Origin of the sequence: Pseudomonas sp. REP124 (genome assembly GCF_020164475.1) — a bacterium.
Taxonomy (GTDB): domain Bacteria; phylum Pseudomonadota; class Gammaproteobacteria; order Pseudomonadales; family Pseudomonadaceae; genus Aquipseudomonas.
This window is the reverse complement of record NZ_JAIQWX010000002.1, coordinates 1-26735: the sequence shown is the minus strand read 5'-3', so window position 1 is coordinate 26735 and position 26735 is coordinate 1. Positions and strand designations below refer to the sequence as shown.

At 60.6% G+C, this 26735-nt stretch carries 24 protein-coding genes; 16 read left to right on the top strand and 8 right to left on the bottom strand.

All coding sequences use genetic code 11. The annotated features are described in order from the left end of the window. Nucleotides 1-22: 22 nt before the first annotated feature. Nucleotides 23-985 (top strand): arginase family protein, encoded by a 963-nt coding sequence (locus K9857_RS00800; RefSeq protein ID WP_224533009.1) that lies wholly within the window; start codon nt 23-25, stop codon nt 983-985. Nucleotides 986-1052: 67 nt separating this feature from the next. Beyond that, a complete protein-coding gene (locus K9857_RS00795) occupies nt 1053-1835 on the top strand; it encodes an ABC transporter substrate-binding protein (protein ID WP_224533008.1) in 783 nt (260 codons plus the stop codon). A gap of 187 nt (nt 1836-2022) precedes the next feature. Here K9857_RS00795 and K9857_RS00790 read toward each other — a convergent pair whose 3' ends face one another. From K9857_RS00790 to K9857_RS00775, 4 genes are all read right to left on the bottom strand, one after another. Next, nucleotides 2023-2340, bottom strand: coding sequence for an antibiotic biosynthesis monooxygenase family protein (locus K9857_RS00790; RefSeq protein ID WP_224533007.1), 318 nt, complete (start codon nt 2338-2340; stop codon nt 2023-2025). A 15-nt stretch (nt 2341-2355) separates the two neighbouring features. Next, the gene (locus K9857_RS00785; protein ID WP_224533006.1) at nt 2356-3339 is read right to left on the bottom strand and encodes a zinc-dependent alcohol dehydrogenase family protein; all 984 of its coding nucleotides are present in this window, start codon (nt 3337-3339) and stop codon (nt 2356-2358) included. Between the two features lie 155 nt (nt 3340-3494). Continuing rightward, a complete protein-coding gene (locus K9857_RS00780) occupies nt 3495-3797 on the bottom strand; it encodes an ArsR/SmtB family transcription factor (RefSeq protein ID WP_175380466.1) in 303 nt (100 codons plus the stop codon). 179 nt (nt 3798-3976) lie between these two features. Then, complete coding sequence (locus tag K9857_RS00775) at nt 3977-4540, bottom strand: hypothetical protein (RefSeq protein ID WP_224533005.1); 564 nt, start codon at nt 4538-4540, stop codon at nt 3977-3979. Between the two features lie 370 nt (nt 4541-4910). Between K9857_RS00775 and K9857_RS00770 the strand changes: the two genes are divergently transcribed. The 6 genes from K9857_RS00770 to K9857_RS00745 all read left to right on the top strand — a co-directional run bounded on the left by K9857_RS00770 (nt 4911) and on the right by K9857_RS00745 (nt 10856). After that, a complete protein-coding gene (locus tag K9857_RS00770) occupies nt 4911-5405 on the top strand; it encodes a cupin domain-containing protein (protein WP_224533004.1) in 495 nt (164 codons plus the stop codon). A 276-nt stretch (nt 5406-5681) separates the two neighbouring features. After that, on the top strand, nt 5682-7037 hold the full coding sequence (locus K9857_RS00765; RefSeq protein WP_224533003.1) for an MATE family efflux transporter: 1356 nt from the start codon (nt 5682-5684) through the stop codon (nt 7035-7037). Between the two features lie 122 nt (nt 7038-7159). Further along, a complete protein-coding gene (locus tag K9857_RS00760) occupies nt 7160-8125 on the top strand; it encodes an alpha/beta fold hydrolase (RefSeq protein WP_224533002.1) in 966 nt (321 codons plus the stop codon). A 274-nt stretch (nt 8126-8399) separates the two neighbouring features. Then, nucleotides 8400-9080: a phosphoribosyltransferase gene (locus K9857_RS00755; RefSeq protein ID WP_224533001.1), complete on the top strand. Its 681-nt coding sequence runs from the start codon at nt 8400-8402 to the stop codon at nt 9078-9080. Nucleotides 9081-9193: 113 nt separating this feature from the next. Continuing rightward, complete coding sequence (locus tag K9857_RS00750; RefSeq protein ID WP_224533000.1) at nt 9194-9763, top strand: YceI family protein; 570 nt, start codon at nt 9194-9196, stop codon at nt 9761-9763. Nucleotides 9764-9803: 40 nt separating this feature from the next. After that, nucleotides 9804-10856, top strand: coding sequence for a DUF2235 domain-containing protein (locus K9857_RS00745; protein WP_224532999.1), 1053 nt, complete (start codon nt 9804-9806; stop codon nt 10854-10856). Nucleotides 10857-11046: 190 nt separating this feature from the next. Here K9857_RS00745 and K9857_RS00740 read toward each other — a convergent pair whose 3' ends face one another. Beyond that, a complete protein-coding gene (locus tag K9857_RS00740) occupies nt 11047-14454 on the bottom strand; it encodes an Ig-like domain-containing protein (protein WP_224532998.1) in 3408 nt (1135 codons plus the stop codon). Nucleotides 14455-14772: 318 nt separating this feature from the next. Between K9857_RS00740 and K9857_RS00735 the strand changes: the two genes are divergently transcribed. From K9857_RS00735 to K9857_RS00720, 4 genes are all read left to right on the top strand, one after another. Then, nucleotides 14773-15282, top strand: a complete 510-nt coding sequence (locus K9857_RS00735; RefSeq protein WP_224532997.1) for a sigma-70 family RNA polymerase sigma factor — start codon at nt 14773-14775, stop codon at nt 15280-15282. Between the two features lie 3 nt (nt 15283-15285). Further along, on the top strand, nt 15286-16242 hold the full coding sequence (locus tag K9857_RS00730; protein ID WP_224532996.1) for a FecR domain-containing protein: 957 nt from the start codon (nt 15286-15288) through the stop codon (nt 16240-16242). Nucleotides 16243-16381: 139 nt separating this feature from the next. Beyond that, nucleotides 16382-18871 (top strand): TonB-dependent siderophore receptor, encoded by a 2490-nt coding sequence (locus K9857_RS00725; RefSeq protein ID WP_224532995.1) that lies wholly within the window; start codon nt 16382-16384, stop codon nt 18869-18871. Between the two features lie 230 nt (nt 18872-19101). Then, nucleotides 19102-19824: a GNAT family N-acetyltransferase gene (locus tag K9857_RS00720; RefSeq protein WP_224532994.1), complete on the top strand. Its 723-nt coding sequence runs from the start codon at nt 19102-19104 to the stop codon at nt 19822-19824. 378 nt (nt 19825-20202) lie between these two features. On the opposite strand, the gene K9857_RS00715 is transcribed toward K9857_RS00720, so the two are convergent. Together K9857_RS00715 and K9857_RS00710 are read right to left on the bottom strand one after the other, a co-directional pair. Then, nucleotides 20203-21333, bottom strand: coding sequence for a P1 family peptidase (locus K9857_RS00715; protein WP_224532993.1), 1131 nt, complete (start codon nt 21331-21333; stop codon nt 20203-20205). Nucleotides 21334-21499: 166 nt separating this feature from the next. Then, on the bottom strand, nt 21500-22603 hold the full coding sequence (locus tag K9857_RS00710; protein ID WP_224532992.1) for an extracellular solute-binding protein: 1104 nt from the start codon (nt 22601-22603) through the stop codon (nt 21500-21502). A gap of 110 nt (nt 22604-22713) precedes the next feature. Here K9857_RS00710 and K9857_RS00705 point away from each other — a divergent pair, with 110 nt between their 5' ends. Next, the gene (locus K9857_RS00705) at nt 22714-23487 is read left to right on the top strand and encodes a LuxR C-terminal-related transcriptional regulator (protein ID WP_224532991.1); all 774 of its coding nucleotides are present in this window, start codon (nt 22714-22716) and stop codon (nt 23485-23487) included. A 221-nt stretch (nt 23488-23708) separates the two neighbouring features. Here the strand turns inward: K9857_RS00705 and K9857_RS00700 are convergent, their stop codons facing one another. Beyond that, complete coding sequence (locus tag K9857_RS00700) at nt 23709-24647, bottom strand: class I SAM-dependent methyltransferase (RefSeq protein WP_224532990.1); 939 nt, start codon at nt 24645-24647, stop codon at nt 23709-23711. Between the two features lie 296 nt (nt 24648-24943). Here K9857_RS00700 and K9857_RS00695 point away from each other — a divergent pair, with 296 nt between their 5' ends. The 3 genes from K9857_RS00695 to K9857_RS00685 are packed head-to-tail and all read left to right on the top strand — an operon-like array spanning nt 24944 to nt 26678. Next, entirely contained in the window at nt 24944-25561 is a 618-nt protein-coding gene (locus K9857_RS00695) for a cytochrome b/b6 domain-containing protein (RefSeq protein ID WP_224532989.1), read from the top strand. Then, nucleotides 25558-26343: a molybdopterin-dependent oxidoreductase gene (locus tag K9857_RS00690; protein WP_224532988.1), complete on the top strand. Its 786-nt coding sequence runs from the start codon at nt 25558-25560 to the stop codon at nt 26341-26343. Before K9857_RS00695 ends, K9857_RS00690 begins: the two co-directional genes overlap by 4 nt. A 53-nt stretch (nt 26344-26396) precedes the next feature. After that, nucleotides 26397-26678, top strand: a complete 282-nt coding sequence (locus K9857_RS00685; protein ID WP_224532987.1) for a pentapeptide MXKDX repeat protein — start codon at nt 26397-26399, stop codon at nt 26676-26678. Nucleotides 26679-26735 lie beyond the last annotated feature (57 nt).

The window sequence follows — 26735 nt, the reverse complement described above, 5'->3', positions numbered from 1 at the left end:
CTTCAACAGGAGTATTCGAATCATGACCATGCACACCACCCACGCGCCGGTTCGTCCTTTTCTGAACTGGCCTGTCGCAACGAACCCGCGGACCCAGCCGACCCAAGTGGCGTTGCTGGGGCTGCCCCACAGCGAACCTTATCCCGGCAACCCGCACCCCAACGATCAGGCTCGCGCGCCGGATGCCATCCGCTGGCAATCGGGCCAGTTCTGCGATGGCCAGGCGCATTGGGATTTCGACCTGGGCGCAGAACTGTCCAGCCTGCTGCCGGCCCACTGCGTCGACTACGGCAACATGCCCTGGACCCACGGCAGCTACGACGAACACGCCACACAGGTGACCGAGTTGCTGGCCGGCCTCTGGGGCGACGGCGCGCAGGTGTTCATTCTCGGCGGTGATCATGGGGTCACGATTCCGGCGTTGGATGCCCTGGCCGTTCTGCAAACCCCCGTGCATATCCTGCACATCGATGCCCATCTGGATTGGCGCGCCGAGGTCAATGGCGTGCGCCGCGGATACAGCAGTCCATTGCGCTGGGCCAGCGAAAAGCCATGGATTTCGGGGATGACGCAGATCGGAATGCGCGGAACGGGCAGCGCCCGGCGTGAGGAATTTGCCGCGGCGCAGGCGTACGGATCGCGGATCTTCACTGCGGAGCAGGTTCACGCCGCTGGAATCGGACCGGTGCTGGAGACCATCCCCAAAGGCGCGGCCGTCTACATCACCGTCGACGCCGATGGCCTGGACCCTTCCGGCATGCCTGGCGTTCTGGCGCCTTCGCCGGGTGGCTTGCGGTTCGATCAGATCGCACCGCTGCTGCGGGCCGTGTCGCGCGATTGCAAGGTGGTGGGGATGGATGTCGTGGAAGTGGCGCCGGGTTTCGATGCCAGCAACGGCATCACCTGCATTACCGCCGGCAGAATGATCCTGAATGTGCTGGGTGCTTCATGGGGGGAGGGCGGCGCCTACAACCTTTGCAAGTGAGACCGCGATTCGACGCGTCTGGATGTTCATCCATTCACTGATCCTAATAAAAACAGGTAACTCAATCATGAGCATGATCAAGTTGGTCGGCCTCTTCGCGCTCGCCCTGACTTCGACACTGGCAGTCTCGGAAGAGCAAAAAACCGTGCGCATCGGCATTGAACCGAGCTATCCACCGTTCTCCTACAAAACAACCGACGGCGGCACTGCCGGTTTCGACTACGACATGGGCAATGCCCTCTGCGCAGAAATGAAGGTCAAATGCGTGTGGGTGGATCAGGAGTTCGACGGGCTTATTCCGTCGCTTAAAGTCAGGAAGATCGATGCCATTCTTTCTTCTATGTTGATTACATCCGAGCGCCTCAAATCCGTGGACTTCACCCAGCAGTACTATCGGAGCATGCCGGCCAAGCTGGTCATGAAGTCCGGCGTTGCCATCAACGATCCGCTGGTCGACCTCAAAGGCAAAAAAGTCGGGGTCCAGCAAGGGACCACAAACGACCGCTTCGCCTCCGATGTCTTTGCGCCAAATGGCATAGAAGTCGTGCGCTACGGATCGCAGGGTCAACTGTTCCTCGATCTGGTGGCCGGCCGCCTGGACGCGGGCCTGGCCGATATCGTCAACGTTTATGAAGCCTTCCTCAACACCGACGCGGGCAAGGGCTATACCGTGGTCGGACCTGACTACGATGACCCGAAATACTTTGGCGAAGGCAATGGTATCGCGGTGCGCAAGGGCGATAAGGCCATGCTGGAACAGTTCAATTCAGCGATCGCCGCGGTTAACGCCAATGGCACTTGCAAGCGCTTGCAGGAGAAGTATTTCAAGTTCGAGGTGTGTGGAAATTAGTCCGCAGGCGGCCTGATTTTTTGGGATGTATGCGATCCAATTGTGGGAGCTGTGGTGGCCATAAATCCGAGGTTCGAAAATCTGTAGGAGCGAGCTTGCTCGCGATGGTCGTCAACGAAGACGTTGGGCACCTGACACCCTGCGTCGTCCCTCCGTCCATCGCGAGCAAGCTCGCTCCTACAATGGTTTACGTGGCGCTGCTGTCACCGATGGTGAAGGCCGGTCCTTCAACGTGATAGACCGTCGGCTCTTCTGCAAAAAAATCCTGCAGACCCATCATGAACACCCGATGATCCTCACTCGCTTCGAAACCCGGCGTGTGATCCTCGAGTGATTCCCATCGCACGATCAGATTGAATTGCCCGGGCGTTTCAATGCCCTGCGCAAGCAAATGCCCGCGGTAACCCTTGGCACGGACGAGCAATGGCGCGACCTCGGCAAAAGCCTGTTTGAACCCCTCGATATGCTGGTTGTGAACGGGCAGTAGAGCGATTTCGTAAATCATGGCGTTTTCTCCAGGTCAGTTAAGTGCTTGTTGAGCAGAGGGCACGACGGCAATCGCGATTTTCCCTTGCAGGCCATTGTTGGGACTTTCCAGGTGGGCATGGGCGAGGGGAATGTCGGCAAGGGAGTAGACGGCACCCACGTGCGGCCGCAGCTGGCCGCGCTCTATCAGAGTGCTCAGTTCATCGAGCTTGCCGCGGTTCTGTCTGGTGAACACGAAGTGGTAACTCGCGTTCTTGCCCCAGGCCTGGACGAGGTTTTGCGGCTGGGCAATGTCGACGATGCTGACCACTCGACCCAGTTGCGCGAGGGCGTCGGGGCTGCGCGAGAGCGTGTTGCCGCCGATGGTGTCGAACACGACATCGACGCCGCGCCCGTCGGTTTCCCGCATGACGGCGTCGACGTAATCCTCCTTTTCGTAGTCGATGATCACATCGGCGCCCATGCGTCGTGCGAACTCGGCGTTCGCTTCGCGCACGGTCGTGAAGACTCGGGCGCCCATGGCTTTCGCCACCTGGATCGCCACATGACCGACGCCACCCGCGCCGCCGTGCACCAGAATGCTTTCTCCCACCCTGAGCACCGCACGCACCGTCAGGGCTTCCCACACCGTTCCGCCAACCAGGCTCAGGCTGGCCGCCTCGAGATGGCTCAGAGAAGCAGGCTTCTTCGCGACAATGCGCTGGTCAGCAACGTGGTACTCGGCATAACTGCCCGGACCTTCGAATATTTGCGGGGTGTACCAGACTTCGTCTCCCGGTGCGAAGGCCGTCACGCCCGGGCCGACGGCTTCGACGACGCCAGAGACGTCGTGGCCGGTAATGGCGGGGAGGGGCACCAGGTCGGGATAGTCACCACGTCGGACCTGATAATCCAGCGGATTGATGGAGGTTGCGTGTACTCGCACAAGAACTTGTCCGGCGTGCGGCACGGGTTTGGCTACGTCGCGCAGCTCGAACGATTCCGGGCCGCCGAATGAGTTGAGGATCATCGCTTTCATTGAGTAGTCTCGCTTCGGTAAAAAGGGATATCGGGAATTATCGATGTATTGAGGTGGAAAATTACGGTGGTTTTTATGTCATTGGTGTCATTGAAGAACCTCGCTTCGTTAAAAAGGGATATCGGGAAATGCCGATGTATTGATGTGAAGAAAAATTAAAGCTCCTTCCCGATGAGCTCGGCCAGGGCGCTGATGGCTGCTTCATTGCGCTTGTAGTAGGTCCACTGCCCGATGCGCCTGACTTCCACCAGGCCTGCTCGTTGCAGCGTCGCCAGATAATCGGACACCGTGGACTGCGACAGTCCGACGCCTTCCTGAATACTGCTGACACACACGCCCACCGTGAGAACGTCCCCTTCATCCTGTGGAGGGAAGTTTTTCGCGGGATCCTTCAAGCCTTTGAGGATTTCAAGGCGAGTTCGGTTCGAGAGGGCTTTGAATACGTCGAGCATTTCCATGGCGCGACGATATCGGAATTTACCGATATGTCAATGTGTTTCTGCTGGTACCAGGTTTTTGGGGTGACGGTTTCGACTCACCGATTGGCAGGACAAGGGTCGTTCGGAGGAGGGCGGACACGAAAAAGCCCGGCTGATCAGACCGGGCTTTTTGCGGGTGTTGCGGTGAGGCGAAGAGCTTAGGCGATGGTGTTGCCTTTCAGGCGGTCGGAGCCATCGGCTGCAACGGTGTTGCCTTTCAGGCGGTCGGAGCCATCGGCGGCGACGGTGTTACCGTGCAGGCGGTCGGAACCATCGGCTGCTACGGTGTTGCCGTGCAGGCGGTCAGAGCCATCAGCGGCGACAGTGTTGCCTTTCAGGCGGTCAGAGCCATCGGCTGCAACGGTGTTTCCTTTCAGGCGGTCGGAGCCATCGGCGGCGACGGTGTTGCCTTTCAGGCGGTCAGAGCCATCGGCAGCGACAGTGTTGCCTTTCAGACGATCCGAACCGTCAGCAGCAACCTCGTTACCTTTCAAACGATCCGAACCATCAGCAGCTACTGCATTACGTTTTTCCAGCAGGCGATCAGCGCCACCTTCGGCAACACGATTCTGTTGCAGACGGTCGGAACCACCTTCAGCCACACGGCTCTCGATCAGCCGATCCGAGCCGCCTTCGGCGACTACAGGTTGAGCGGAAGAAGCGGCAAAAGCGTTCACTGCGAAAACCGAGAAAACGATGCTGAGGATGGTTTGGCGTTTCATGATCGTGTGCTCCGGGTGAAATGTGTTTGGTATGGAGCAGATGTTACGCCGCAGGATTTTTAAGAGAACTTCATTGAGGTGATTGTGAACATCGACGGGATTGATAGGGCCGCAGATACACCACCGGTCCCGGTGATAACCCATACCCTGTAGGAGCGAGCTTGCTCGCGATGGAGGCAAAGCCACCGCGGGGTGTCAGGTGCCCAACGTCATCGTTGACGACCATCGCGAGCGTGCTCGCTCCTACAGGGGAATGCGGTTAATCCATTGATTACATTGCGTATCAACAGTAATGCGCCCACGCACCGTTATCACCAACACCGTTCGCAAATACAGTGACCCAAACAGTTTGACGGAGCAGGTGTCTTCAATGATCAAGAGCATGATTAAAGCGGCAGGATTGGCAGCATTCCTCGCCGCAAGCGCAACCATCCCGTTGGCCCAGGCGGAACCCCTGCCACTGGATAAAACCGGCTCCATCCACAACGAAGATGTGGAATGGCGCAGCTTTCCGGCCTTCCCCAAAGAAGTAAAACTCGCGGTCATCGCCGGCGATCCCGGCAAACCCGCACCCTACGTAGTACGCGTCAAAGTCCCCAACGGCATCAAGCTCATGCCCCATGTCCACCCGGAAAACCGCATCTACACCGTCATGTCCGGCGTGTTCTACATCGGTTTCGGTTCCGTGTTCGATCCGGACAAACTGGTTGCCTATGGTCCGGGCAGCGTCGTAATCCTTCCGGCCAACACCCCGCATTTTCATTGGGCCAGATCGGGCGAGTACATCTCCCAGGTCTACGGCACCGGGCCGCTGGGGATCGAGTACATCGACAAACACGATGATCCGCGCAATGCCTCGAATTGATGAAATCGCCGCGGAGTCACAAGCGGGTACCGTCCAGGTTCAGACCTTGTGACAAAACGGGCGCCACCAAGGCGCCCGTTTTTACTTAGCCCTTCACCCGCGCTCGCAAGCGCCACCCTATCACCTGCATCAAATTACAACCCGATTAGCCCTCAGATCCTTCACACTCTCCCAGAATTATAAACATCTCCCCAAAGTTCCCCGTTGCCCCCCAACCCCAACTCACCGAAGCTATCCTCTAATCCGCATCCCAACCGGCGAGATGGACCTCTATCCATGCAAACCCCCACCCAACGCCCCCTCTGGAACACATACCTGCTTTTCCTCGCCCCGATGGTCCTGTCGAACTTCCTGCAATCGATGTCCGGCACGGTCAACAGCATCTACATCGGTCAGATGCTCGGCACCCAGGCGCTGGCGGCTGTGTCGGGCATGTTTCCGATCATTTTCTTCTTCATCGCCCTGGTCATAGGCCTGGGGGCGGGCGCGGGGGTGTTGATCGGGCAGGCGTGGGGCGCGCGGGAAACGCATCTGGTCAAGGCGATTGCTGGCGCAACCTTGATGTTGGGGGTGCTGATTGGGTTGGTAGCCGCGGTGGTGGGCAGTATTTTTGCGCGTCCTTCTTTGATGGGCCTGGGAACGCCCGCTGATGTGCTGGACGATGCAGTGGCCTATGCCCATGTGATGTTGTGGTTCATGCCGTCGCTGCTGGTGTTCGTGCTATTCACGCAGTTGTTGCGCGGGGTGAGTGACACCCTGTCGCCGTTGCTGGCGCTGGTGGTGTCGACCGTGATCGGTCTGGCGCTGACGCCGGCGTTGATACGCGGCTGGCTAGGCATTCCTCCGCTGGGGATTCAGAGCGCGGCGTTTGCCGGGTTGGCGGGCAACCTGGCGGCGATGGGTTGGCTGGCGTGGCGGCTGATTCGCAAGGGCCATCCCATGGCGCCGGACCGGGAGTTCTTCGCGGCGATGAAGCTGGATTGGGCGATCCTCGGCAAGGTGTTGCGCATCGGCCTGCCCACCGGCCTGCAGATGGTGGTGCTGTCGCTGTCGGAACTGGTAATTCTGGCGCTGGTGAACCAGCACGGTTCCCAGGCGACGGCGGCTTATGGTGCGGTGACGCAGATCGTCAATTACGTGCAGTTCCCGGCGCTGTCGATTGCCATCACCGCATCGATCCTCGGCGCCCAGGCAATCGGCGCAGGGCACATCGAGCGCATCGGCGCGATTCTGCGCACGGGTTTGCTGATCAACGTGTGCCTGACCGGTGGCCTGGTGGTGTTGGGGTATCTGCTGTCGCACTGGCTGCTGGGCTCGTTCCTCACCGAGGAATCGACCCTGAGCATGGCCGATCATCTGCTGCACATCATGCTCTGGAGCCTGCTGGTGTTCGGCTTCCAGGCGATCATCGGCGGCATCATGCGCGCCAGTGGCACGGTGATGGTGCCGGTGATGATTTCGATCATCTGCGTGGTGGGCGTGCAACTGCCGGTGGCTTATCTGCTGGATGCACGGTTCGGCCTGCAAGGGGTGTGGATGGCGTTTCCGGTGGCGTATCTGGGGATGCTGGTGCTGCAGACGCTGTATTACAAGCTGGTGTGGAAGCACCAGAAGATCGAGCGGTTGGTGTAAACAGTTCGGTGTGTATCGCTGTGTAAGATCGCCCCCGAACATACAGGCAATTACAAAGGCCCGGATCGCCTGATACATCGCGATGGCAAGGTTGACCTCTACCTTCCACCCGAGCTTTTTCGATGAACAAATTACTGTCCGCCCTGGCGCTTGGTTGCGCCCTGGGCCTGTCACTCTCCAATGCCGCCTACGCTGGTCAAATGGCCAGCCATTCGGAGGTACAGATGTCTGTCGCCTACCGCAGTATCAAGGTCGATGACCTGACGATTTTCTACCGTGAAGCCGGGTCGCCGGATAAGCCGACCTTGTTGCTGCTGCACGGCTTTCCAAGTTCTTCGCGCATGTACGATCCGCTGTTGGCGCGCCTGGCGCAGCAGTACCATCTGGTGGCGCCGGATTATCCGGGCTTTGGTCACAGCGATGCGCCGGATTCCAAGGCGTTCGCCTATACCTTCGATCATCTGGCCAGTGTCATGGTGCATTTCACCGAGGCCCTGGGCCTGAACAAATACTCTTTGTATGTGCAGGACTACGGCGGCCCGGTGGGTTTTCGGATGATGCTGGCCCATCCGGAGCGTTTGCAGACGCTGATCGTGCAGAACGCGGTGTCCCACGAGGATGGTTTGGGGCCGTTGTGGCAGAAGCGCCGTGAGTTCTGGGCCGATCGCGCGGCGAACGAGGCGGGGTTGCGGGCGAGCTTTTTCTCGCTGGCCACGACAAAGCAACGGCATGTTGGGCGCAATCCGGATATCGAGGTGTTCAATCCGGATCTGTGGACCGACGAATTCAATTTCCTGAACCAGCCGGGGCAGGCGGATATCCAGAGCGACCTGTTCTACGACTATCGCAACAACGTGGCCAGTTATCCGAAGTGGCAGGCCTGGCTGCGCGAACATCAACCGCCGACGCTGGTGGTGTGGGGCCGGTTCGATCCCTCTTTTGATGTGGCCGAAGCGGCGGCGTACCAGCGGGATCTGCCGAAGGCGCAGGTGCATGTGCTGGATGCCGGGCATTTTGCGCTGGATGAGAAGCCTGGGGAGATTGCCGGGTTGGTGGCGGACTTCCTTGGGCGGCATGTGGGGAAGTAGAAATCGGGGTGCAGGAGCGAGGCTTGCCCGCGAAGGCGGTCTGGCAGCCGACCTGACTTTTGCGGGTGCACCCGGTTCAATTGTAGGAGCGAGCTTGCTCGCGATGGTCGTCAACGATGACGCTGGCTGCCTGATGCCCCGCGGTGTTCTCACGTTCATCGCGAGCATGCTCGCTCCTACAAAGACTCGGCGGTGGAGGGTGTGGTTTTTCTGCAGTCGGAGCAAAATTGGGGAAGGTGTCAACCGACAGGCCTGATCGCCTGGGGAGGTTTCCATGAACCCCTTGTCCCATTCCATCCTGCAGGACCGCTCCGACGCCGGTCGGCGTCTGGTCGAGCTGCTGCGACCATACGCCCATCGCTCCGATGTGATTCTCCTCGCCTTACCCCGCGGCGGGGTGCCGGTGGCTTATGAAGTGGCTGCGGCGCTGGGTGTTCGGCTCGACCTGATGCTGGTGCGCAAACTCGGCGTGCCGTCCCGCCCGGAGTACGCCATGGGCGCGATTGCCAGTGGTGGCGTCCTGATTCGTAATGAAGAGGCACTGCGCGCGCACCCGATCGACAAGGCCGGGTTCGATGCCGTGGTGGCCCGGGAAAGCCTGGAACTGCTGCGACGCGAACAGGTGTATCGCGGCTCGCGCCCGCCGCTTGAACTGGAGGGGCAGGTGGTGGTCCTGATCGACGACGGTCTGGCCACCGGCGCCTCGATGAAGGCGGCGATCCGCGCGGTGCGTACGCAGGCGCCGGCGCGCATCGTGGTCGCCGTGCCTGTGGCGCCGATCGAAACGGCCGAGACGCTGCGCAGGGAAGTGGACGAGCTGGTCTGCCCGCTGTACCCGGACTGGTTCACCTCGATCGGGCACTGGTACGTGGATTTCTCCCAGACCTCGGACAGGGAAGTAATCGATCTGTTGCAACGGGCGTGGCAGCGCGAGGCGAGTGCCAGCCAGCGCTGAGTGAGCGCAATGTTCACTGGCATAAACAGCCGATCTTTGCTTTAGTCCTCCTGTTGCTGGCATGGCTGTGTTCGACACTTCACCTATCAGGGCGTCCGGGCCCGGAGTGTTCCATGAACCCTCGATTCCCGCGTTTCTTCGCAGTGGTCGCTATCGTTGCGCTCGATGCTGTCGCCGGCGCTCACGCCGCCGAATACATCGACGTGAACCCCACGGCCAGCACCATCAGCTTCACCTACAGCCAGATGGGTTCGAGGGTCTACGGCACCTTCGACAAATTTCAAGGCGACCTGGACTTCGACACCGCTCACCCCGATGCGGCCCACGCCAAACTGACCATCGAACTGGCCAGCATCAATGTCGAGAGCGAAGACGCCAAAACCGAACTGCCCAAGCCAGCCTGGTTCGATACGGCCTCTTATCCGCAGGCGGTCTTTGAATCGACTCGCGTCAAGGATCTGGGCAATAACCGCTACACAATCACCGGCAACCTCACCCTCAGAGGGCAGACGCGAAAAGTGGACGTGCCCGTGTTGCTCAAGGCCGAGGGCGGTGTCGGTATCTTCGCCGGCGAGCTGACGGTCAAGCGTAACGACTTCAAGATCGGTGAAGGCGAGTGGGCCGACAGTGTTGTTTCCAACGATATCAATATCCAGTTTCGAATGGTGGCGCCGCAGCGTTAGCGTTCGCCAGTGAACGGTCAAATATCACAGGGAGAACAAGATGCCGAAGAAAATCCTGGTCGCGTTCGATGGAACCTGGAATTTGCCTGATCAGGCGCCGGAAATAGACGGCGATTCCAGTACCAATGTCGTCAAGTTGCAGGAAGCCGTGTTGCCCAAACACACCGACGGCACGGTGCAAAAGACCATTTATGTTCCGGGGGTGGGCACTGACTGGTACGACAAGCTGGAAGGCGGCGCCTTTGGGGTCGGTTTGTCGAAACGCATCAAGCAAGGCTATCTGGAACTGGCCAAAATTCATGAAGACGGGGACGAGGTTTTCGTCATCGGTTTCAGTCGTGGAGCCTATTCGGCCCGCAGCTTGGTGGGGTTGATTCGAAATGTCGGGCTGCTGACCAGGAAAAACGTCAAGCACATCGATGAAGCCTACAGCCTGTATCGCACTCGGGATTCAAGCGCGGATACGGAAAACGCCAGGTTCTTTCGCCAGCGTTACTCGAAGGAGATTGGCATTCATTTTCTGGGCGTCTGGGACACGGTCGGCGCGCTGGGCATTCCCTTCAAATCCGCCGAATGGTTCAACCACACGTTCTATGAGTTTCACGACACCGAACTCAGCGGCATTGTGCGCAATGCCTTCCATGCCGTTGCCATCGACGAGAACCGGGCCAACTACGAGTGCACCCTGTGGGACCCGATCGCCAAGCCCAATCAGGTGATGGAACAGGTGTGGTTCTGCGGTGCCCACGCCAATGTTGGCGGCGGCTATGCCAACAATGATCTGTCGGATGTGCCGCTGCGCTGGATGGCGGACAAAGCGGCAACCTGCGGGCTGGAGCTGGACCCGAACAAAATTCCCCCGCCGCCCAAAGTGTTGGCCGACATCACCGACTCGTATGAAAGTTTTCTTGGCGGCACTTACCGGCTCTTGAATGCGCGTTATTTCCGCCCGATCGGCAAGACACCGTTTGGCCAGGAGTGCTTCGATGACAGCGTGCAGCAGCGAGTCGCCACGATCGGAAACTATCGCCCGAAAAATCCGGTGGACATTTTCCTGACTGGCACCTACCGCCCGGTGAAAAAAATCACCTGATTGCGGAGTGAAGGGTTTGTAGGCCAGGGTGAGGCTATCGCGAATCGGCTTGCTCCCACAGTGGTCCGTGCCGTTCAAAAATCATGTGTTCAAACACAAATCCTGTGGGAGCGGGCTTGCCCGCGAAGGCGCCAGTAAAAATCTCAACGCCCGATCCACTTGCATGGACCGGGCGTCATTCGAACTCACATCAGCGCACGGAGATTGGCGCGGTCACCGTCTTGCCGTAGCCCGAGGTGATAGTCGCGGTCGGACTCGCTGATGGGCCGGCACCATTGAGGTTGACCGTCAATTTCCAGCGAGCCCCGGTGCCGGTTGGCGTGAGGGTGGCGGCGCCGAGATTGAGCGGGCCTGCGATCGTCGTCACCGTCACCATGATCGTATTGCCCGAACCCCGCGACGTAGTCCCTGACAGGTCGTAGGTGTAGCGGCTGTTGCTGCGCACCGTGACCGAAGCGCTGCTCACCACCAGGTCTTCGTTGACCGTCGGCGCTGGCGTTACCGCCACCGAGACGGTCGCCGGTTCCGAGACGGCATCCTTGGCGTCACTGGCCTGATAGGTGAAGGTCGCGGTGAACGGTCCGGGGGCGGTGGCCGGTGGCGTGTAGATCACACGGGTACCGTCGGTGGTGACCGTGCCCTTGCCGGAGTCCGGCTGATTCAGGCCCACCACCTTGAGCGGCACGTTGCCGTCCGGATCGGTGTCGTTGGCCAGCACGTTGATGGTCACCGCTTGGCCGTTCTTGCTGGTGGCGCTGTCCGGGTTGGCCACGGGTTTTTTGTTGTTGTCATCATCGTCTTTACCGTCGCCACCGGTGCGGAAGGTTGGCAGTGCGGCGGTGGCGACGTAGGTGACACCGTCCCAGCCAGGCAGCGGTGTTGGCATCAACTGGAACTGTCCCGGACGCTCGATATCCCAGCGCAGCAACATCGAGGTGTCTTCATGCTGGGTGTTGTGACAGTGCTCCATGTAGGTCCCGGCGAATTCGCGGAAGCGGATCGCGATATCCACATCGACCGAGCTGTCGATGCCCTCACCGATTCGATACACGTCCTTGCGTGCCCATTTTTCCCATTCCGGTGGCGCCTTGCCGTCGCGGCTGAGGACGATGCCTTCCTCGAAGTGCACGTGAACCGGGTGGTTCCAGCCGTTGCCGCCGTTCTTGATCTTCCACACTTCCAGGGTGCCGTCGCCGCTGTAGCCGCCATCGGTCGGTCCGGTGGACAACTGGGCAGCCGCAGTGAGCCGGCGTGGGTCCATGGCGTAGCCGAAACCGCCGTCGGTCTTGATGGTCCATGGCTCTTCGTCGGTGCCATCGGAGCGGCCAAACAGGAACTCGCGATGCCTGGCCAGTTTGAGCTTGGCCTGGACGGTCGGATCGTCACGGTTGAGGGTCAGCGGGATCATGGTTTTGCCTGCCGGCTTGCCGGGTTTGGCCGGCTCGTAATCGGCCGGGTTCATGCTCACGTCGGTGCCGCTGTAAGGCTGCACCACCATTTGCAGGAATTTGCCGACCACCGGATCACCCTTGTCCCATTCCTGGCCCTTGCTGCCGAGCTTGATCACTGCCTTGTACTTCTCGGACAGCACGTCGGCCAGTTTCAGCGGTTCGTCTTCCGGCCCCTTGCCGGTCTGGTGTTCCATCAGGTTGACGAAGTACAGCTTGTCGCCGGTCTTGATCCCGTTTTTCGCGAAGTTGACGATGATGTCGAAGCGCTCGGCGATGCCTTGGGTCGGCAGGATCGCGTTGTGGTTCTGCAGGTCGCCATCGCCGTCCAGGTCCATGCTGCCGTCGAAAGGCACGGCGTGTTCCATGATGTTGCCGTCGTTGCCGATCATGTGGAACGGCACCCGGGTGTAGGACAGATTGGAGCCCGCAGGACCTGGGTATTCGCCGCCGTTACCGGCGACTTCACGCACCAGGGCGATCCTGAAGTAGCGCGACACCGAGCCGTTGAGAATGCGAAAGCGATAACTGCGCGCGCGCACTTTCAGGGTGGGTTGGTACTGCCAGTTGACCAGGATCTGGTCGCCCAGGAAGCCGTCGGTGTTGAACGGGTTAAACCACAGCTGGCCGTTCTTGTCCCAAGCCTTGTCGGCGATCATCAGGTTGACGTCGTAGTCACGGTTGCCCCATGGCAAAGCCGAGCCACTGGGCAGGCGCAGGTTGACACCGTCCTCGAGCGCTTCGTTGCCGCGATCCATGGCGCTGTAGTAGTTCATCATCACCGCGTTGCCCTTGTAGACGTTTTGCGCGGTGAAATCGAGCATGTGGTCGTGGAACCAGTGGGTGCTCATGGTTTCACGCCAGTCGCCGCGGATTTTGATCGTGCCGTTCTGGCAGGTCTTGATACCCGGCGTGGCGTCGTTGACGAACAGGGTTTCGCCCGGTGCGCAGGGAAACGCCGCGCGCGGATCTTCGGCCCGGGTGTTGATGGTGTCGTAGCCGGCCAGTTGCATCGGCCAACGGTAATCGTAGTACTGGCCCGGGAAGAAGAACGCGTTGGTGTAGCCGTCGCTCTCCGCCGGGTTGTGGCCGTTGTGTTCGTGTGTGCTGATGGTGTGCAAGCCAAAGCCCATGTTGGCGGCAGGGTCGAGCGGCAGGGCGTTGTAGTGGCGCATCAGCACTGGCTGGCCGTAGCGCACCATCAACAATTTCGGCGGGAAGGTGCCGTCGAAGGTCCACAGTGCCTTGTGGCTCTGGATCGGCATATTGGGGTGGAAGCGGGTGTCGATGCCCTTGGTCGTGCCTTTGGTCGTCGGAACGTCCGATGTCTGATAGTAGAGGCCGTTGGCGGCAAACTCACCCACGGCATAGTTGTGCATCTGCCTGCGGTCACGCATGCCGCCGTTGAGCTTGGCGCCGGCCTGCACGGTCTTGAAGGCGACCTGCGGGTAGAACTCGTTCCAGCGCTGATGCGACCAGCCCTTTCCTGGCGGACGACCCTCGGCGGGCGAGCCCACCGGATGGCGGTTGAGGAAGGCTTCGATCTGGCTCTTCCAGGGATTGCGATCCAGGGAGTTGGCGTACTGCGTAGGAAACGGGTAAAGGCCGGGCTGTTTCATGAAGGCTTCCAGCGCGGTGCTGGACGGGCCGCTACGGGCGATGCTTTCCGGGTCCTGCTGCGGTGCCGGGCCGACGGTGGGTACCGGGAAGGTCAGCGGTGGCGCCGGCAGGGTCGGGTCGAGTTTTTCCGTACCGAACTCCTCGAACAGCAGCAGTTGCTGGGTATAGGGCTGCGCCCCGAACAACGGGCTGGGCTTGCCGTTGGTGGGGTAGTTGAACGAGGTCTGCAGGCTGGGCGGCAGCACGTTTTCGGTGGTTGGTGTTTTGCGGGTGCCGTACGCGCCGTTGGGCAGGGCGATCGAGCCCTGGTTGGCGTCCGGATAAGTGTTGATGGCGTCCAGTGCTGCGGCTGCATCTACCGCATTGGCGGGTGGGTTGTAGTAGGCCGAGGGGTCCGTTGGCGGTGGCTGGCTTTCATCGTCGAGAGGGGAGGCGTTGGCCGTGGCGAGGGTGATGAGAATCGCTGCGCAAGTCGCTCCGGACCTTCGTGCATAGCGGGTTGATGTGGACTGCGGTTTTGCGCGTTTCATGTCGGGACCCCTCGCGTCATGCCAAATCGGCGAAACCCGCCATCCTCGTAACGGGACGACAGCTGCTGCGGGTGCAAAGTGCCATGCAACGGGCGAGCCCGACTTTAGTCCTATATGGAAAGCTCAAGATAATTAGTTAGTTGTTTCCAGGTGTGTATTTTTGCTGTTGGGGAAAGTGGGGGATATTCCTCATTTCTGGGGGAAAAAGCCTTATTTCATGGGGTTACTGCCCCAGTTTTACCCGGTGTTGCAAAATTGACGCGTTAAGGGTGAAAATGAGAGTCATTACCATATGATTTTTTGTATCGGGTCTTGTCCATGTCCTCTGCCGATCTCTCGCAGCAACGTGCCGTGCATACGCTTTATGAGGAGCACCACAGCTGGTTGTGTGGATGGCTGCGTAAACGGCTCGGGTGCAATCACCATGCCGCCGATCTGGCTCAGGACACCTTCATTCGCGTACTGACCCAGCGCAAAGCCTTTGAGTTGCGCGAACCTCGCGCGTATCTGAGTACCATCGCCCGCAGCCTGATGATCGATATGTTCCGGCGCCGCACACTTGAGCAGGCGTATCTCGAAACGCTGGCCAATATCCCGGAACCGGTCGTGATGTCCCCGGAAACCCGTTCGCTGATCATCGAAACACTGATGGAAATCGACCGCCTGCTCGACGGCCTGGGTGAGCGAACCCGTGAGATTTTCCTGCTGGCCCAGCTCGATGGCCTGAGCTACGTCGAGATCGGCCGGCGCCTGAATGTTTCGGTGACCACGGTGAAGAAACATGCGGTGCGAGCCTTGACCCACTGCCTGTTGCTGATCGAGGACTGAAACGTGGCGCACCCTCAACCGCTGGATTACGCCACACTAGAAGCCGCCGCCCGCTGGTACGTGGACATGCGCGGTGAAGCACCCAGTGAAACCACGCGCCGGGCGCACCAGCGCTGGCTGGAGCGTGACCCTCGACACCGTCAGGCATGGGAGCGCCTGGGGCGCCTCCAGGACAAGCTGGAACAGGTGACCCCTGACATCGTCCGACCGATCCTGAGCAGCGCCAGGGCCAAACGCCGCGATGTGCTCAAGGTCTTGTCGATTCTGTTGATGGCCGGCGGGGCGGGGACACTGGCCTGGAACACTACTGCATTGCCGACCTTGATGGCCGACCAGCGCACCGGCACCGGCGAACGTCGCCGCATCCGGCTGGACGACGGCACTCAGTTGCAACTCAATACCGCCAGCGCCGTGGACATTCGCTACAGCGAGACCCTGCGTGAAGTGCGGTTGCTGGCGGGTGAAATCCAGATTCAAACCGCCCGCGACGAGCGCAGAAGGCCCTTCGTGATCCACACCGCAGAAGGCAGCATCCGCGCGCTGGGCACTCGTTTTGTTGTGCGCCGCGAAGCAGACCTGACCCAGGTTTGTGTGCAGGAGCATGCGGTAGAAGTACGGGCGGCCAACGTGCCGGCTACCGCTATGCGGGTGGATGCCGGTCAGCAACTGAGTTTCGGACGGGACTTTATCAACGCTCTGCAACCGGCCAACCCCCAGGCCGATGCCTGGACCCGCGACATGCTGGTGGTCAATGACTGGCGCCTGGGAGATTTCGTCGACGAATTGCAGCGATACCGCCCCGGCCATCTGGGCTGTGATCCGGCGGTGGCAGCGCTGCGAATATCAGGTGCCTTTCACCTGGGCAGCACCGACACCATCCTCGATAACCTGACCTCGACGTTGCCTGTGCGCATCCGCCGATTCAGCCGCTTCTGGGCCACCGTGGAACCGCTCGTGTAGCAGCAGGCTTCGCCAGCTGCTACAGGGATTGTATTTATGGAGCCGGGGGTTATCGATTTCGATTCTCGTTCGACTTGGTAGTTAGAGGCGCAAATAGACGCCGTCATTCACTACCGCTAACGGGCGAAAAGGACACTGCATGACCCCTCGCAACTCCCATCTGAGCATTTCTTCCCGCCAGCTTTCCGTCAGGCCTTTAAGCCGCGCCATCCACGGCGCGCTGCTGGGCATGGCGCTGGTCGCCCCATTGGGCATGACACTGGTGGCACAGCCCGCGTGGGCCCAGACCACGGGCGAAACCGAATTCGACATTCCGGCAGGTCCCCTGGGCTCGGCGTTGACCCAGTTCGCAGGCACTGCCGGGGTGACGGTGTCCTTCGAGCCGGCCAATGCAAATGGCCAGAAAACCGCCGGATTGCGCGGCCGTTATTCAGTGGACGCGGGCCTGCGCCAATTGCTGGCCGGGAGCAAATTGCAGCCGGTGCTGCATGCCAACGGCAGCTACTCGCTGTTGCCGGTGGTGGACGCGGGGGCGGCCCTGCAATTGGGGGCCACCAGCATTACCGGAGTTGGCGTGGAATCGGCCTACGGTCCGGTGGACGGCTACGTCGCCACCCGCAGCGCTACGGCCACCAAGACCGATACGCCGATCCTGGAAATCCCGCAGACCATCAACGTGGTCACCGCCGATCAGGTGGAAGTCCAAGGCGCGCGCAACATTACCCAGGCCCTGCGTTACACGCCAGGGGTGAACACCGGTGGCTTCACCGATCGCAACTCAATCGCCGACGAGATCACCAGCCGTGGTTTCGCGCCGACGCCGCTGTATCTGGATGGCGCTTATATCCCGTACGCCGGCAGCCTCGGCGGCGCGCCGCAGATCGATCCCTACACCCTGGAACGCATCGAAGTGCTCAAGGGCCCGTCGTCGGTGCTCTACGGACAGAATCAGCCGGGCGGCCTGATCAACATGGTCTCCAAGCGCCCGACCACCGAGCAGCGCAGCCAGGTCAAACTGGGGGCGGGCAGCTATAACCGGGTCAACGGTGCCTTCGACACCAGCGGGCCGATCGACGAGCAGAAGCAGTTCAGCTATCGCCTGATCGGCGTGGCCGACAAAGGCAACGAAATGGTCGAGCACAACGAGAGCGAGCGCATGTTGCTGGCGCCGAGCCTGACCTGGGCGCCGACCGAAGACACCTCCCTGACCTTGCTGGCGCAGGTCCAGCGCGATGATGGCGTGCCCGATTACCAGTCGCTGCCGCGTATCGGCTCGCTCGACCGCGGCCCCAACGGCGAACGCATCAACCGCGACTTTTTCTCCGGCGACACCAATTTCAACGATTACAAACGTGACCAGTACGTTTTCGGCTACGACTTCAGCCACAACCTCAGCGATGATCTGAAGTACCGCTCTACAGCGCGTTACACCGACGTGCGCGACCGCTACAAGGGCTTCTACCTGCGCAGCTTCGTCACCGATGATGATGGCGTGACCGACTACACCCGGGCCTATCGCACCAAGCTTGACTGGCGCCAGCACAACATCGCCTACACCATCGATAACAACCTGGAATACAAATTCAACACCGGCGCCCTGGAGCACACCACCCTTGCAGGTGTGGATTATCGGCATTTCAACCGCAAGTACGATGGCTATAACGCCTATAACGTTTTGCCGGTCAATCTGTATGGCAAGAACAACTTCGACACCAGCAGCGTGGTTCCAGTACTCGATACGAAATGGGACAACACCTTGCGCCAGACGGGTCTGTATGTGCAGGACCAGATCAAGCTGGACCAGTGGATCCTGACCATCGGCGGCCGCCAGGACTGGGCGGAAATCGATAACAAGGACTTGCTCGCCTCGACCCACGAAGCCAAGCGCGACAACAAATTCACGGGTCGTGTTGGCCTGACCTACGTCACCGAGTTCGGCCTGGCGCCTTATATCAGCTATTCCGAGTCGTTCCTGCCGACGCTGGGCACCGCGGCGCCGCAACGGGGCGGCAAGTCTTTTGACCCCACCGAAGGCGAACAGTACGAAGCAGGTGTGAAGTACCAGCCGTTCGAGAAAACCCTGATCACTGCGTCGGTGTATCAGATCAAGCAGAAAAACGTGCTCACGGGCGATGACGACTATCCGGACTACATGTCCCAGAGTGGGGAAGTGCGCTCGCGCGGCGTCGAACTTGAGATCAAGTCCAGTCTGGATAACATCGACCTGATGGCGGCCGCCAGCTACATGGACTCGTTCTACACCAAGGACACCTGGGGCAACGAAGACAACCGCAACGAGGCGCAGGCGCCTGTCTCGGCGTCGATGTGGATCGACTATCACTTCACCCAGGCCACGCTCAACGGCCTGACGTTCGGCGCCGGCGCCCGCTATACCGGACGCAAGCCGGGTGACGCGGCCAACTCGTTCGACGTGCCATCCTGGGTCGTCTATGACACCACCGTCAGCTACGACCTGGGCAAACTCGACCCGAGCCTGCGCGGATTGCAGACCCGTCTGAACGTGCAGAATATTTTCGACCGTGAGTATGTGTCCGACTGCAACTACTCGTTCGGTTGCTACTACGGGCAAGAGCGGGTGGCTTCGGTTGAGATGACGTACGACTGGTGATGGTCTGACCTTGATTCGGCGGTGTGGCGAATGACGCCTTCGCGGGCAAGCCCGCTCCCACAGGGTTTTGTGTCGTACGCCCAACCTGTGGGAGCCGGCTTGACCGCGAAGAGGCCATTCAATCCAGTACGATACTTCGCGGCATGCGGGGCTCCAGCCATGGCTGGCCAATCCAGTTGCAAGCCAGAACAGGTTAATATGGCGCACCGCAACCGGAGTTCTCGCCCGCAATGCCCCAGATCACCCACTACAAAACCCCGTGCCCCGAGCACATCAACAGCCAGATCCTGCAGATGGTGGTCGACAACCTGACCGACATCAGCGCGATCGCGATCCCGCCGAGCAACCTGCTCTACAACGTCTATCAATATGCGATCGGCTTTGAGGTGCACCTGTATCTGGAGGCGCTGAACGGGGCGAAGGGCATCGATGTGGAGCTGATCGTCGCCACCGATCTGGACGACCCGGAGCAGGTCACGGGGTTCCTGCTGTACTTGCCGGTCAAGGATGATCCCGAGGCTTGCGGCGTGGCCTATATGGCGGTGCACGCCGGCCATCGGCGCCAGGGCATTGCCCGGCGGATGCTGCGCGAGATGCTCGCCCGCTATCCCCATGCCGAACTGACTTGTGCGGTGGCCAAGGTGCCGTATTTCGAGGCGATGGGTTTTCAGGTGGTGGGCGTACGCGCGACCCAGGTGCTGATGAACACCCGTGATCACGGCAGCGATGGTTTGATGGCACTGCTGGACGTGGCATCGATCTACAGCTCGCTGGAGGTGCGGCAGATTCATACGTACCTGCTGCAGAAAAACGGCAAGCGCGCGATGCAGGATGCGGAAAAGCAGCGCGACCGGCATCTGGATCAACTGACGCGCAAGGCCCAGGATTTTGTGCGTGAGCGGTTGGGGGACGATGCGGTGCCGGTGAGTGGGCCGCGGTTGCGGTTGGTCTAGCAAATCGTCCAAATACCCCGAAAACTTGTGGGAGCGGGCTTGCCCGCGATGAGGCCGTGTCAGTCGCCATTGATGTTGCCTGACACTCCGCAATCGCGGGCAAGCCCGCTCCCACAGGGATTTGAGTCGACGTTCAGAAACACCAAGCCCGGCCAAAAGCCGGGCTGTCGGATTAAAAAAGAGCCTCAAAGCTCTTTGATGGGGAGAAGTGGAGCCATTGAGGCTCAAGATGCGCATGAAGCAGGCGGTGAGCTTGATAGGGGTTCAGTACACTCACCACCTGCGCAACGGCTTGGACAAGCAAGCGGCTGCGCAACTTCATCGTAGGAACATGCAGGATCGCCCTCAAGTACCGCACGTCTAATCCTCCCACAAGTGTCAGCTTCCGACGTTTCCTTCTCCCGGCCAACCGGCCTGTTTCAAGGCTTTGAGCAGCGTTTGCGCATCCAGTCCCGATACCGCATGTCCATTACCTTCGGTCGTTTCGGCGGCGAGCAGGGCGTTGATGATCGCTTCTTCCACCGCTTCGGTGGCCGCCAGGAACAAGTCGCTGATGTGATCGTTATTGACCATGCTCAGATGGTCGGTGGTCGGCGCGCGTTTGCGCTCGTAGGCGGCAGGCGGCACGTGTGAATTGCCGGTGGCGAATGCGATGAAAATGTCGCCGCTCTGGTCCTCGTTGCCGCCACCGGTGCGAGCCAGTCCAAGGCTGGCGCGTTGGGCCAGGCGGGTGCATTGATGCGGCAGCAGCGGCGCATCGGTGGCCAGGCAGACCACGATCGAACCCATGCCCGGATGCGGCAGCGCAGCCTTGATGAACGGCGAGTCGTCCGGCGTGAGGTAGCGTCCGACCGGGTAGCCATCGACACGCAATTCCTGACGCTTGCCATGGTTGGCCTGAACGATGGCGCCGACTGTCCAGCCGCCCTGGTCAGCATCGAGCCGTCGCGAAGCAGTGCCGATGCCACCTTTGAACTCATGGCAGACCATGCCGCTGCCACCACCGACGTTACCTTCGGCCACCGGTCCGCCCACCGCCGAGTTCACCGCCTGCGCGACATGCTCGGGTTTCACGTGAAAACCGTTGATGTCGTTGAGCAAGCCGTCGAAGGTCTCCAGCACCACCGGCATGTTCCAGTAGAGCCGCCCGTCGTCCCGCTGCTGCTCGCGGTCCAGCACGATCAGGGCGTCGCGCACCACGCCCAGGCTGTGGGTGTTGGTGAACGCGATTGGGCTGGTCAGCAGGCCGGCCTCGCGGATCCATTCCAGGCCCGTGGCGTCGCCGTTGCCGTTGAGTACGTGGACGCCGGCGAAGCACGGCTGCGCAGTGGTGGAACCGGCGCGAGGTTCGATCACGGTGACGCCAGTCAGGATGTCACGGCCCTGTGCGGTGCGCCCCCGCACTTCACTGTGCCCGACTCGCACGCCTGGCACGTCGGTGATGGCGTTGAGCGGGCCGGGTTGCAGTTGGCCGAATTGGATGTTCAGGTCGCGGGCACGTGGTTTCATGGGGGTTCTCATCATAAAAAGTTGGCTGATCAGTTACTTCACAAACACCACAGATCCCTTGTGGGAGCGGGCTTGCTCGCGAAAGCGGTGTGTCAGGCAATACATGTGTCGATTGAAACACCGCATTCGCGGGCAAGCCCGCTCCCACATGGGTTAGGTGGTGTGCTTACTGTCCGTTTTTGACCTTGCTCCAGATCCGCGTCCGCACCCGTTCGGTGGCGGGCGGCAGGGGTTGCAGAGTGAAGAGGGTGGCCAGGGCTTCGGTCGATGGATACACCGCCGGATTGCTGCGGGTGGCTTCGGCGACCAGTGCCGTCGCATTGCGATTGCCGTTCGGATAGTTCAGATGATTGCTCACCGGAGCGATCACCTCGGCACGCATCAGATAATCAATGAACGCCAGCCCCTGCTGCGGATGCGGCGCATCCTTGAGTAGCACCAGGGTGTCGAACCACACCGGCGCGCCTTCCTTCGGCAGGCTGTAGGCGATCTTCACGCCGTTGCCGGCCTGCTCAGCGGTGGTCTTGGCTTCGAGCATCGCACCTGACCAGCCCACCGCCACGCAGATGTTGCCGTTGGACAGGTCGCTGATGAATTTCGACGAGTTGAAGTAGGCGATGTGCGGGCGCAGTTTCAGCAACAGCGCCTCAGCCTTCTTGTAATCCTCGGGGTTGGTGCTGTTGGGCGGCAGGCCGAGATAGTGCAGGGCCACCGGAAGCATTTCCGAAGGCGAGTCGAGCATCGCCACGCCGCATTCGCCGAGTTTGGCCAGGTTCTCTTCCTTGAACACCAGGTCCCAGGAATCCACCGGCGCCTTGTCGCCGAGCGCCGCGCGCACCTTGTCGATGTTGTAGCCGATGCCGTTGGTGCCCCACAGGTATGGCACGGCGTACTGGTTGCCCGGATCGTTGTGGGCCAGTTTCGCCAGCAGGTCGCTGTCCATGTTCTTGAAGTCCGGCATGTCGGCACGGGGCAGCGGGGCGAGGGCGCCGGCCTTGATCAGCGTCGGCAGGCTGTAGTTGCTGGCCACCACCACGTCGTAGCCGCTGCGGCTGGTCAGCAGTTTGCCTTCCAGCACCTCGGCGCTGTCGAAGGTGTCGTAGACCGGCTGGATCCCGGTGTCGCGCTTGAAGTCATGCAGGGTGTCGGGGCCGATGTAGTCATACCAGTTGTACACGTGAACGGTCGGGCCTTCGGCCGCCACCGCCGACAGCGCAACCGTCAGGCACGCGCCCAACCCCAGATTGAAATACGAGCGGTGACCACTCATGATGCGGCACTCCTGGCCTGCTGCGGCCGGTGATGTTCAGGAGCTTGCAGCGTATCGATCAGGGTAGCCGTTACCCATTCCCATCATGGGTTACTCGAAAGGGGTAGTGCGTGGACGCGTTGTTCAAAGAGTTGCCGCTGCACCAGGGCCTGGCGCGGATGTTCGGCGCGGTGGGCGAGGACGGGTTCTGGCGTGCGCTGGTGGATACCTTGCGTCTGCTGGTGCCGCTGGACAACGCACTGGTGGCGCTGATGCAGGCCGGGAGAGTGCCGCGCCTGTTGGTCGATTTCGACTACCAGAGCAGCGGCGACGAACAGGAAGAACTGGCCGATTACAGCGCCGGCATGTACCTGCTCGATCCGTTTTATCAGGCGGTTTGCGCCGGTATTGCCGACGGTTTGCACAGCCTCGACTCGGTGGCGCCCGACCAGTTTCAGCAGAGCGAGTATTACCTCAGCTACTTCTGCAAAGTGGTGGGTAGCGATGAGTTGCAGTTCATGGTCAATGTCGACGGCGCCGTGCTCGGCCTGTCCCTCGGGCGCTCAACGCGATTCAGCCTCGAAGAGCAGGGCCGGTTGCTGTGCGTGCGCGACTGGGTGTTGAGCGCGATGCGCCGGCACCTGCAACTGCTGCCACCGGAAGGCCCGACCGCTGAACCGGCAGCAGGGGACATGGCGACCTTGCTCGACCGCTTCGACGCCCGCCTGACCACCCGGGAAATCGAAACCGCGCGCCTGATCCTGCAAGGCTTCTCCAGCAAAGCCATCGCCCAACAAATGGGCATCTCGCCGGAGACCGTGAAAGTGCATAGGCGCAACCTCTATCACAAGCTCAACGTCAACGGGCACGGCGAGCTGTTTGCCCTGGTCCTGCGGCCGCATTGACGGTCACCATTGTGGGAGCGAGCCTGCTCGCGATGAAGTTCAACGGTTACGCGGGCTGTCTGAATGCCCGCGGTGCCCAGACGTTTTTCGCGAGCAGGCTCGCTCCCACAATTGACCGCATTCCACTGTAGGAGCGAGCACGCTCGCGATGGACGACCAGACACCAAGGGAAATCAGACAGCCCGCGTAATCGTTGACGACCATCGCGAGCAAGCTCGCTCCTACAGAAGCTTGAACACCAACGCTTTCAATCCACACTCGACATCCGAATCCGGAAACTCCGGTGGATTCTCCAGCCGCTGCTCGAACCGCAGGCTTGGCGCTTCACGGGTCACGCCATCGATCAGGAAGTCTGCCCCAAACGCCGGGTCATTCATGCACGCCAGCACCGTGCCCTGAGGGCCGAGCAGTTCCGGCAGGCGACGCAGCACGCGCTGGTAATCCTTGGTCAGCAGGAAGCTGCCTTTCTGGAACGACGGCGGGTCGATGATCACCAGGTCATACGGGCCCTTGCCGATCACCTTGCCCCAGGACTTGAACAGGTCGTGGCCGAGAAACGTCACCTTGCCCAGGTCATGGCCGTTGAGCCGATGGTTGTCGCGGCCACGGCTCAGGGCCGGGCTCGACATGTCGAGGTTGACCACGTAGCTGGCGCCGCCTTCGATGGCCGCCACCGAGAAGCCGCAGGTGTAGGCGAACAGGTTCAGCACTCGCTTGCCCTCGGCGTTGGCCCGAACCCAGTCGCGGCCGTAGCGCATGTCGAGGAACAGCCCGGTGTTCTGCTTGCGGCCCAGGTCCACCCGGTATTTCAGCCCGCCTTCGGTGATGGTCATTTCCTCGATGACATCCCCCAGCAGCCATTCGGTGGTGCTTTGCAGCAGGTAGCGGTGTTGCAGCAGCAGGGTGTGGGCGCCGGATTGTGCCCATTGCTCTGTCCGAGCAATCGCCATCAAAAGCTGTTTCAAGTCCTCCAACTGCGAAGGCTCCGGCTCCTTGAACAACGCCACCAGCACCACACCCTGCAACCAGTCCACCGTCACCTGCTCCAGCCCCGGCCAGCAGCGGCCACGGCCGTGAAACAGGCGACGGGTTTCGGCAGGGGCCGCAGCCAGGGCGGTCAGCAGGTGTTGGTGGAGAGTGGCGAGGGCTTCGGTGTTCATGGGTTTGCGTCGATGGCGAATTTGCGGGGGCGGCATTTAACCATAGTTGTGCTGTTCACGGACTACCGCCCATGCACACACAACACTGTGGGAGCGAGCCTGCTCGCGATTGCGATCTGTCATTCAACATGGATTCGACAGATGTACCGCCATCGCGAGCAGGCTCGCTCCCACAGGTTTTGATTCAATTCCGAAGAGGGGAGTTATCACGATTAATTTAACTTTACGTGAGGATTTGGCGATCTGCGCGCTCCCATACTCCGCTTCATCGAACAACGAACCACAAGGAGCCGGTCATGTCGCAGTCCATTGCAAAACCCAGGGCCAGCCACCCGCGCTGGCTACGGCTCACCCATTGGTTGAACGCCCTGGCGGTGCTGGTGATGGTGACCAGCGGCTGGCGGATCTACAACGCTTCGCCCCTCTACGATTTCAGCTTTCCTGCCTCGATTACTCTCGGCGGCTGGCTTGGGGGCGCATTGCAATGGCACTTCGCGGCGATGTGGTTTCTCGCGATCAACGGCCTGATTTACCTCGTCGTCAACCTGTTCAGCGGCCGCCTGAAGCGGCGCTTCTTCCCGGTTTCCCCCAAAGGCGTGCTGCATGATCTGTGGGCCGCGTTACGCGGAAAGCTCGGGCATGCCGACCTCAGTCACTACAACCAGGTGCAACGTTTCGCCTACCTGTTCGTGATGCTCGACATCACGCTACTGGTGATCTCCGGGCTGGTGCTGTGGAAGTCGGTGCAGTTCCCGCTGTTGCGCGAATTGCTCGGTGGTTACGACTCAGCTCGACACGTGCACTTCATCGCGATGGCGCTGCTGGTGGTCTTTGTCGCGGTGCATCTGGTGATGGTCGCCCTGGTCCCGAAAACCCTGCTCGCCATGATCGTCGGTCGCAAGGAGCCCGTATGAAAAAGCGCATTCAGAACCCGGATCTGGACGAGTCCTCGATCCTGACCGATGCCCGCAAGATCCTCGCGCCGCAGATCGAAGACCGCTCCCGCCGCTCGTTCCTGCTGCGCGGCCTGACCCTCGGTGGCGTGGCCATGTTGTCCGGCTGCAACATCACCGACAACGACAGCGTCGAGACCGCGCTGTCGTCGATGTCGCGCTTGAATGACCGGATCCAGGGATGGCTGTTCAACCCCAATGCCATGGCGCCGACCTATCCCGAGTCGATGATCACCCGGCCGTTTCCCTTCAATGCCTTCTACGGCATCGACGAGGCGCCGACGGTGGAGGAGGAGACCTACCGCCTGGAAGTCTCCGGGCTGGTGGCGGACAAACGCAGCTGGCGCCTGGAAGAGCTGCGCGCCATGGCGCAGACCGATCAGATCACCCGGCACATCTGCGTCGAAGGCTGGAGCGCCATCGGTCGCTGGGGCGGCGTGCGCTTCAGCGATTTCCTCAGGCGCATCGGCGCCGACACCGACGCCAAATACGTCGGCTTCAAGTGCGCCGACGATTACTACACCAGCATCGACATGGCCACCGCGCTGCACGCGCAAACGCTGCTGGCGCTGACCTGGGACGGCAAGGTGTTGCCCCGCGAGTACGGCTTCCCGATGAAGCTGCGCATGCCCACCAAGCTTGGCTACAAGAACCCCAAACACATTCAGGCGATTTTCGTCAGCAACACCTACAGCGGTGGCTACTGGGAAGACCAGGGCTACAACTGGTTCGGTGGCAGCTGAGGCCCGCCTGAATTTTTCGCTCGACCACACACTGAGCTTCAAGGAGTTTCATCATGAAAAAGCTGACCACCGTTGCACTGTCCCTCTGCCTGGCAATGGGCGCCGCCAGTGTTTTTGCCGCGGACACCATGAGCAATGATTCGATGTCCAAGGACGCCATGTCCAAGGATGCGATGCACAAGGACTCGATGAAAAAAGACTCGATGTCCAAGGATGCAATGTCCAAGGACGCGATGAAGAAAGACAGCATGTCCAAGGACGGCATGAAAAAAGATGCCATGTCCAAGGACAGCATGAGCAAAGACGCCATGAAAAAGGACGCCATGTCGCAATAACCCCAAACACCCCAATCCATGTGGGAGCGAGCCTGCTCGCGATGGAGTGTCAGTCGA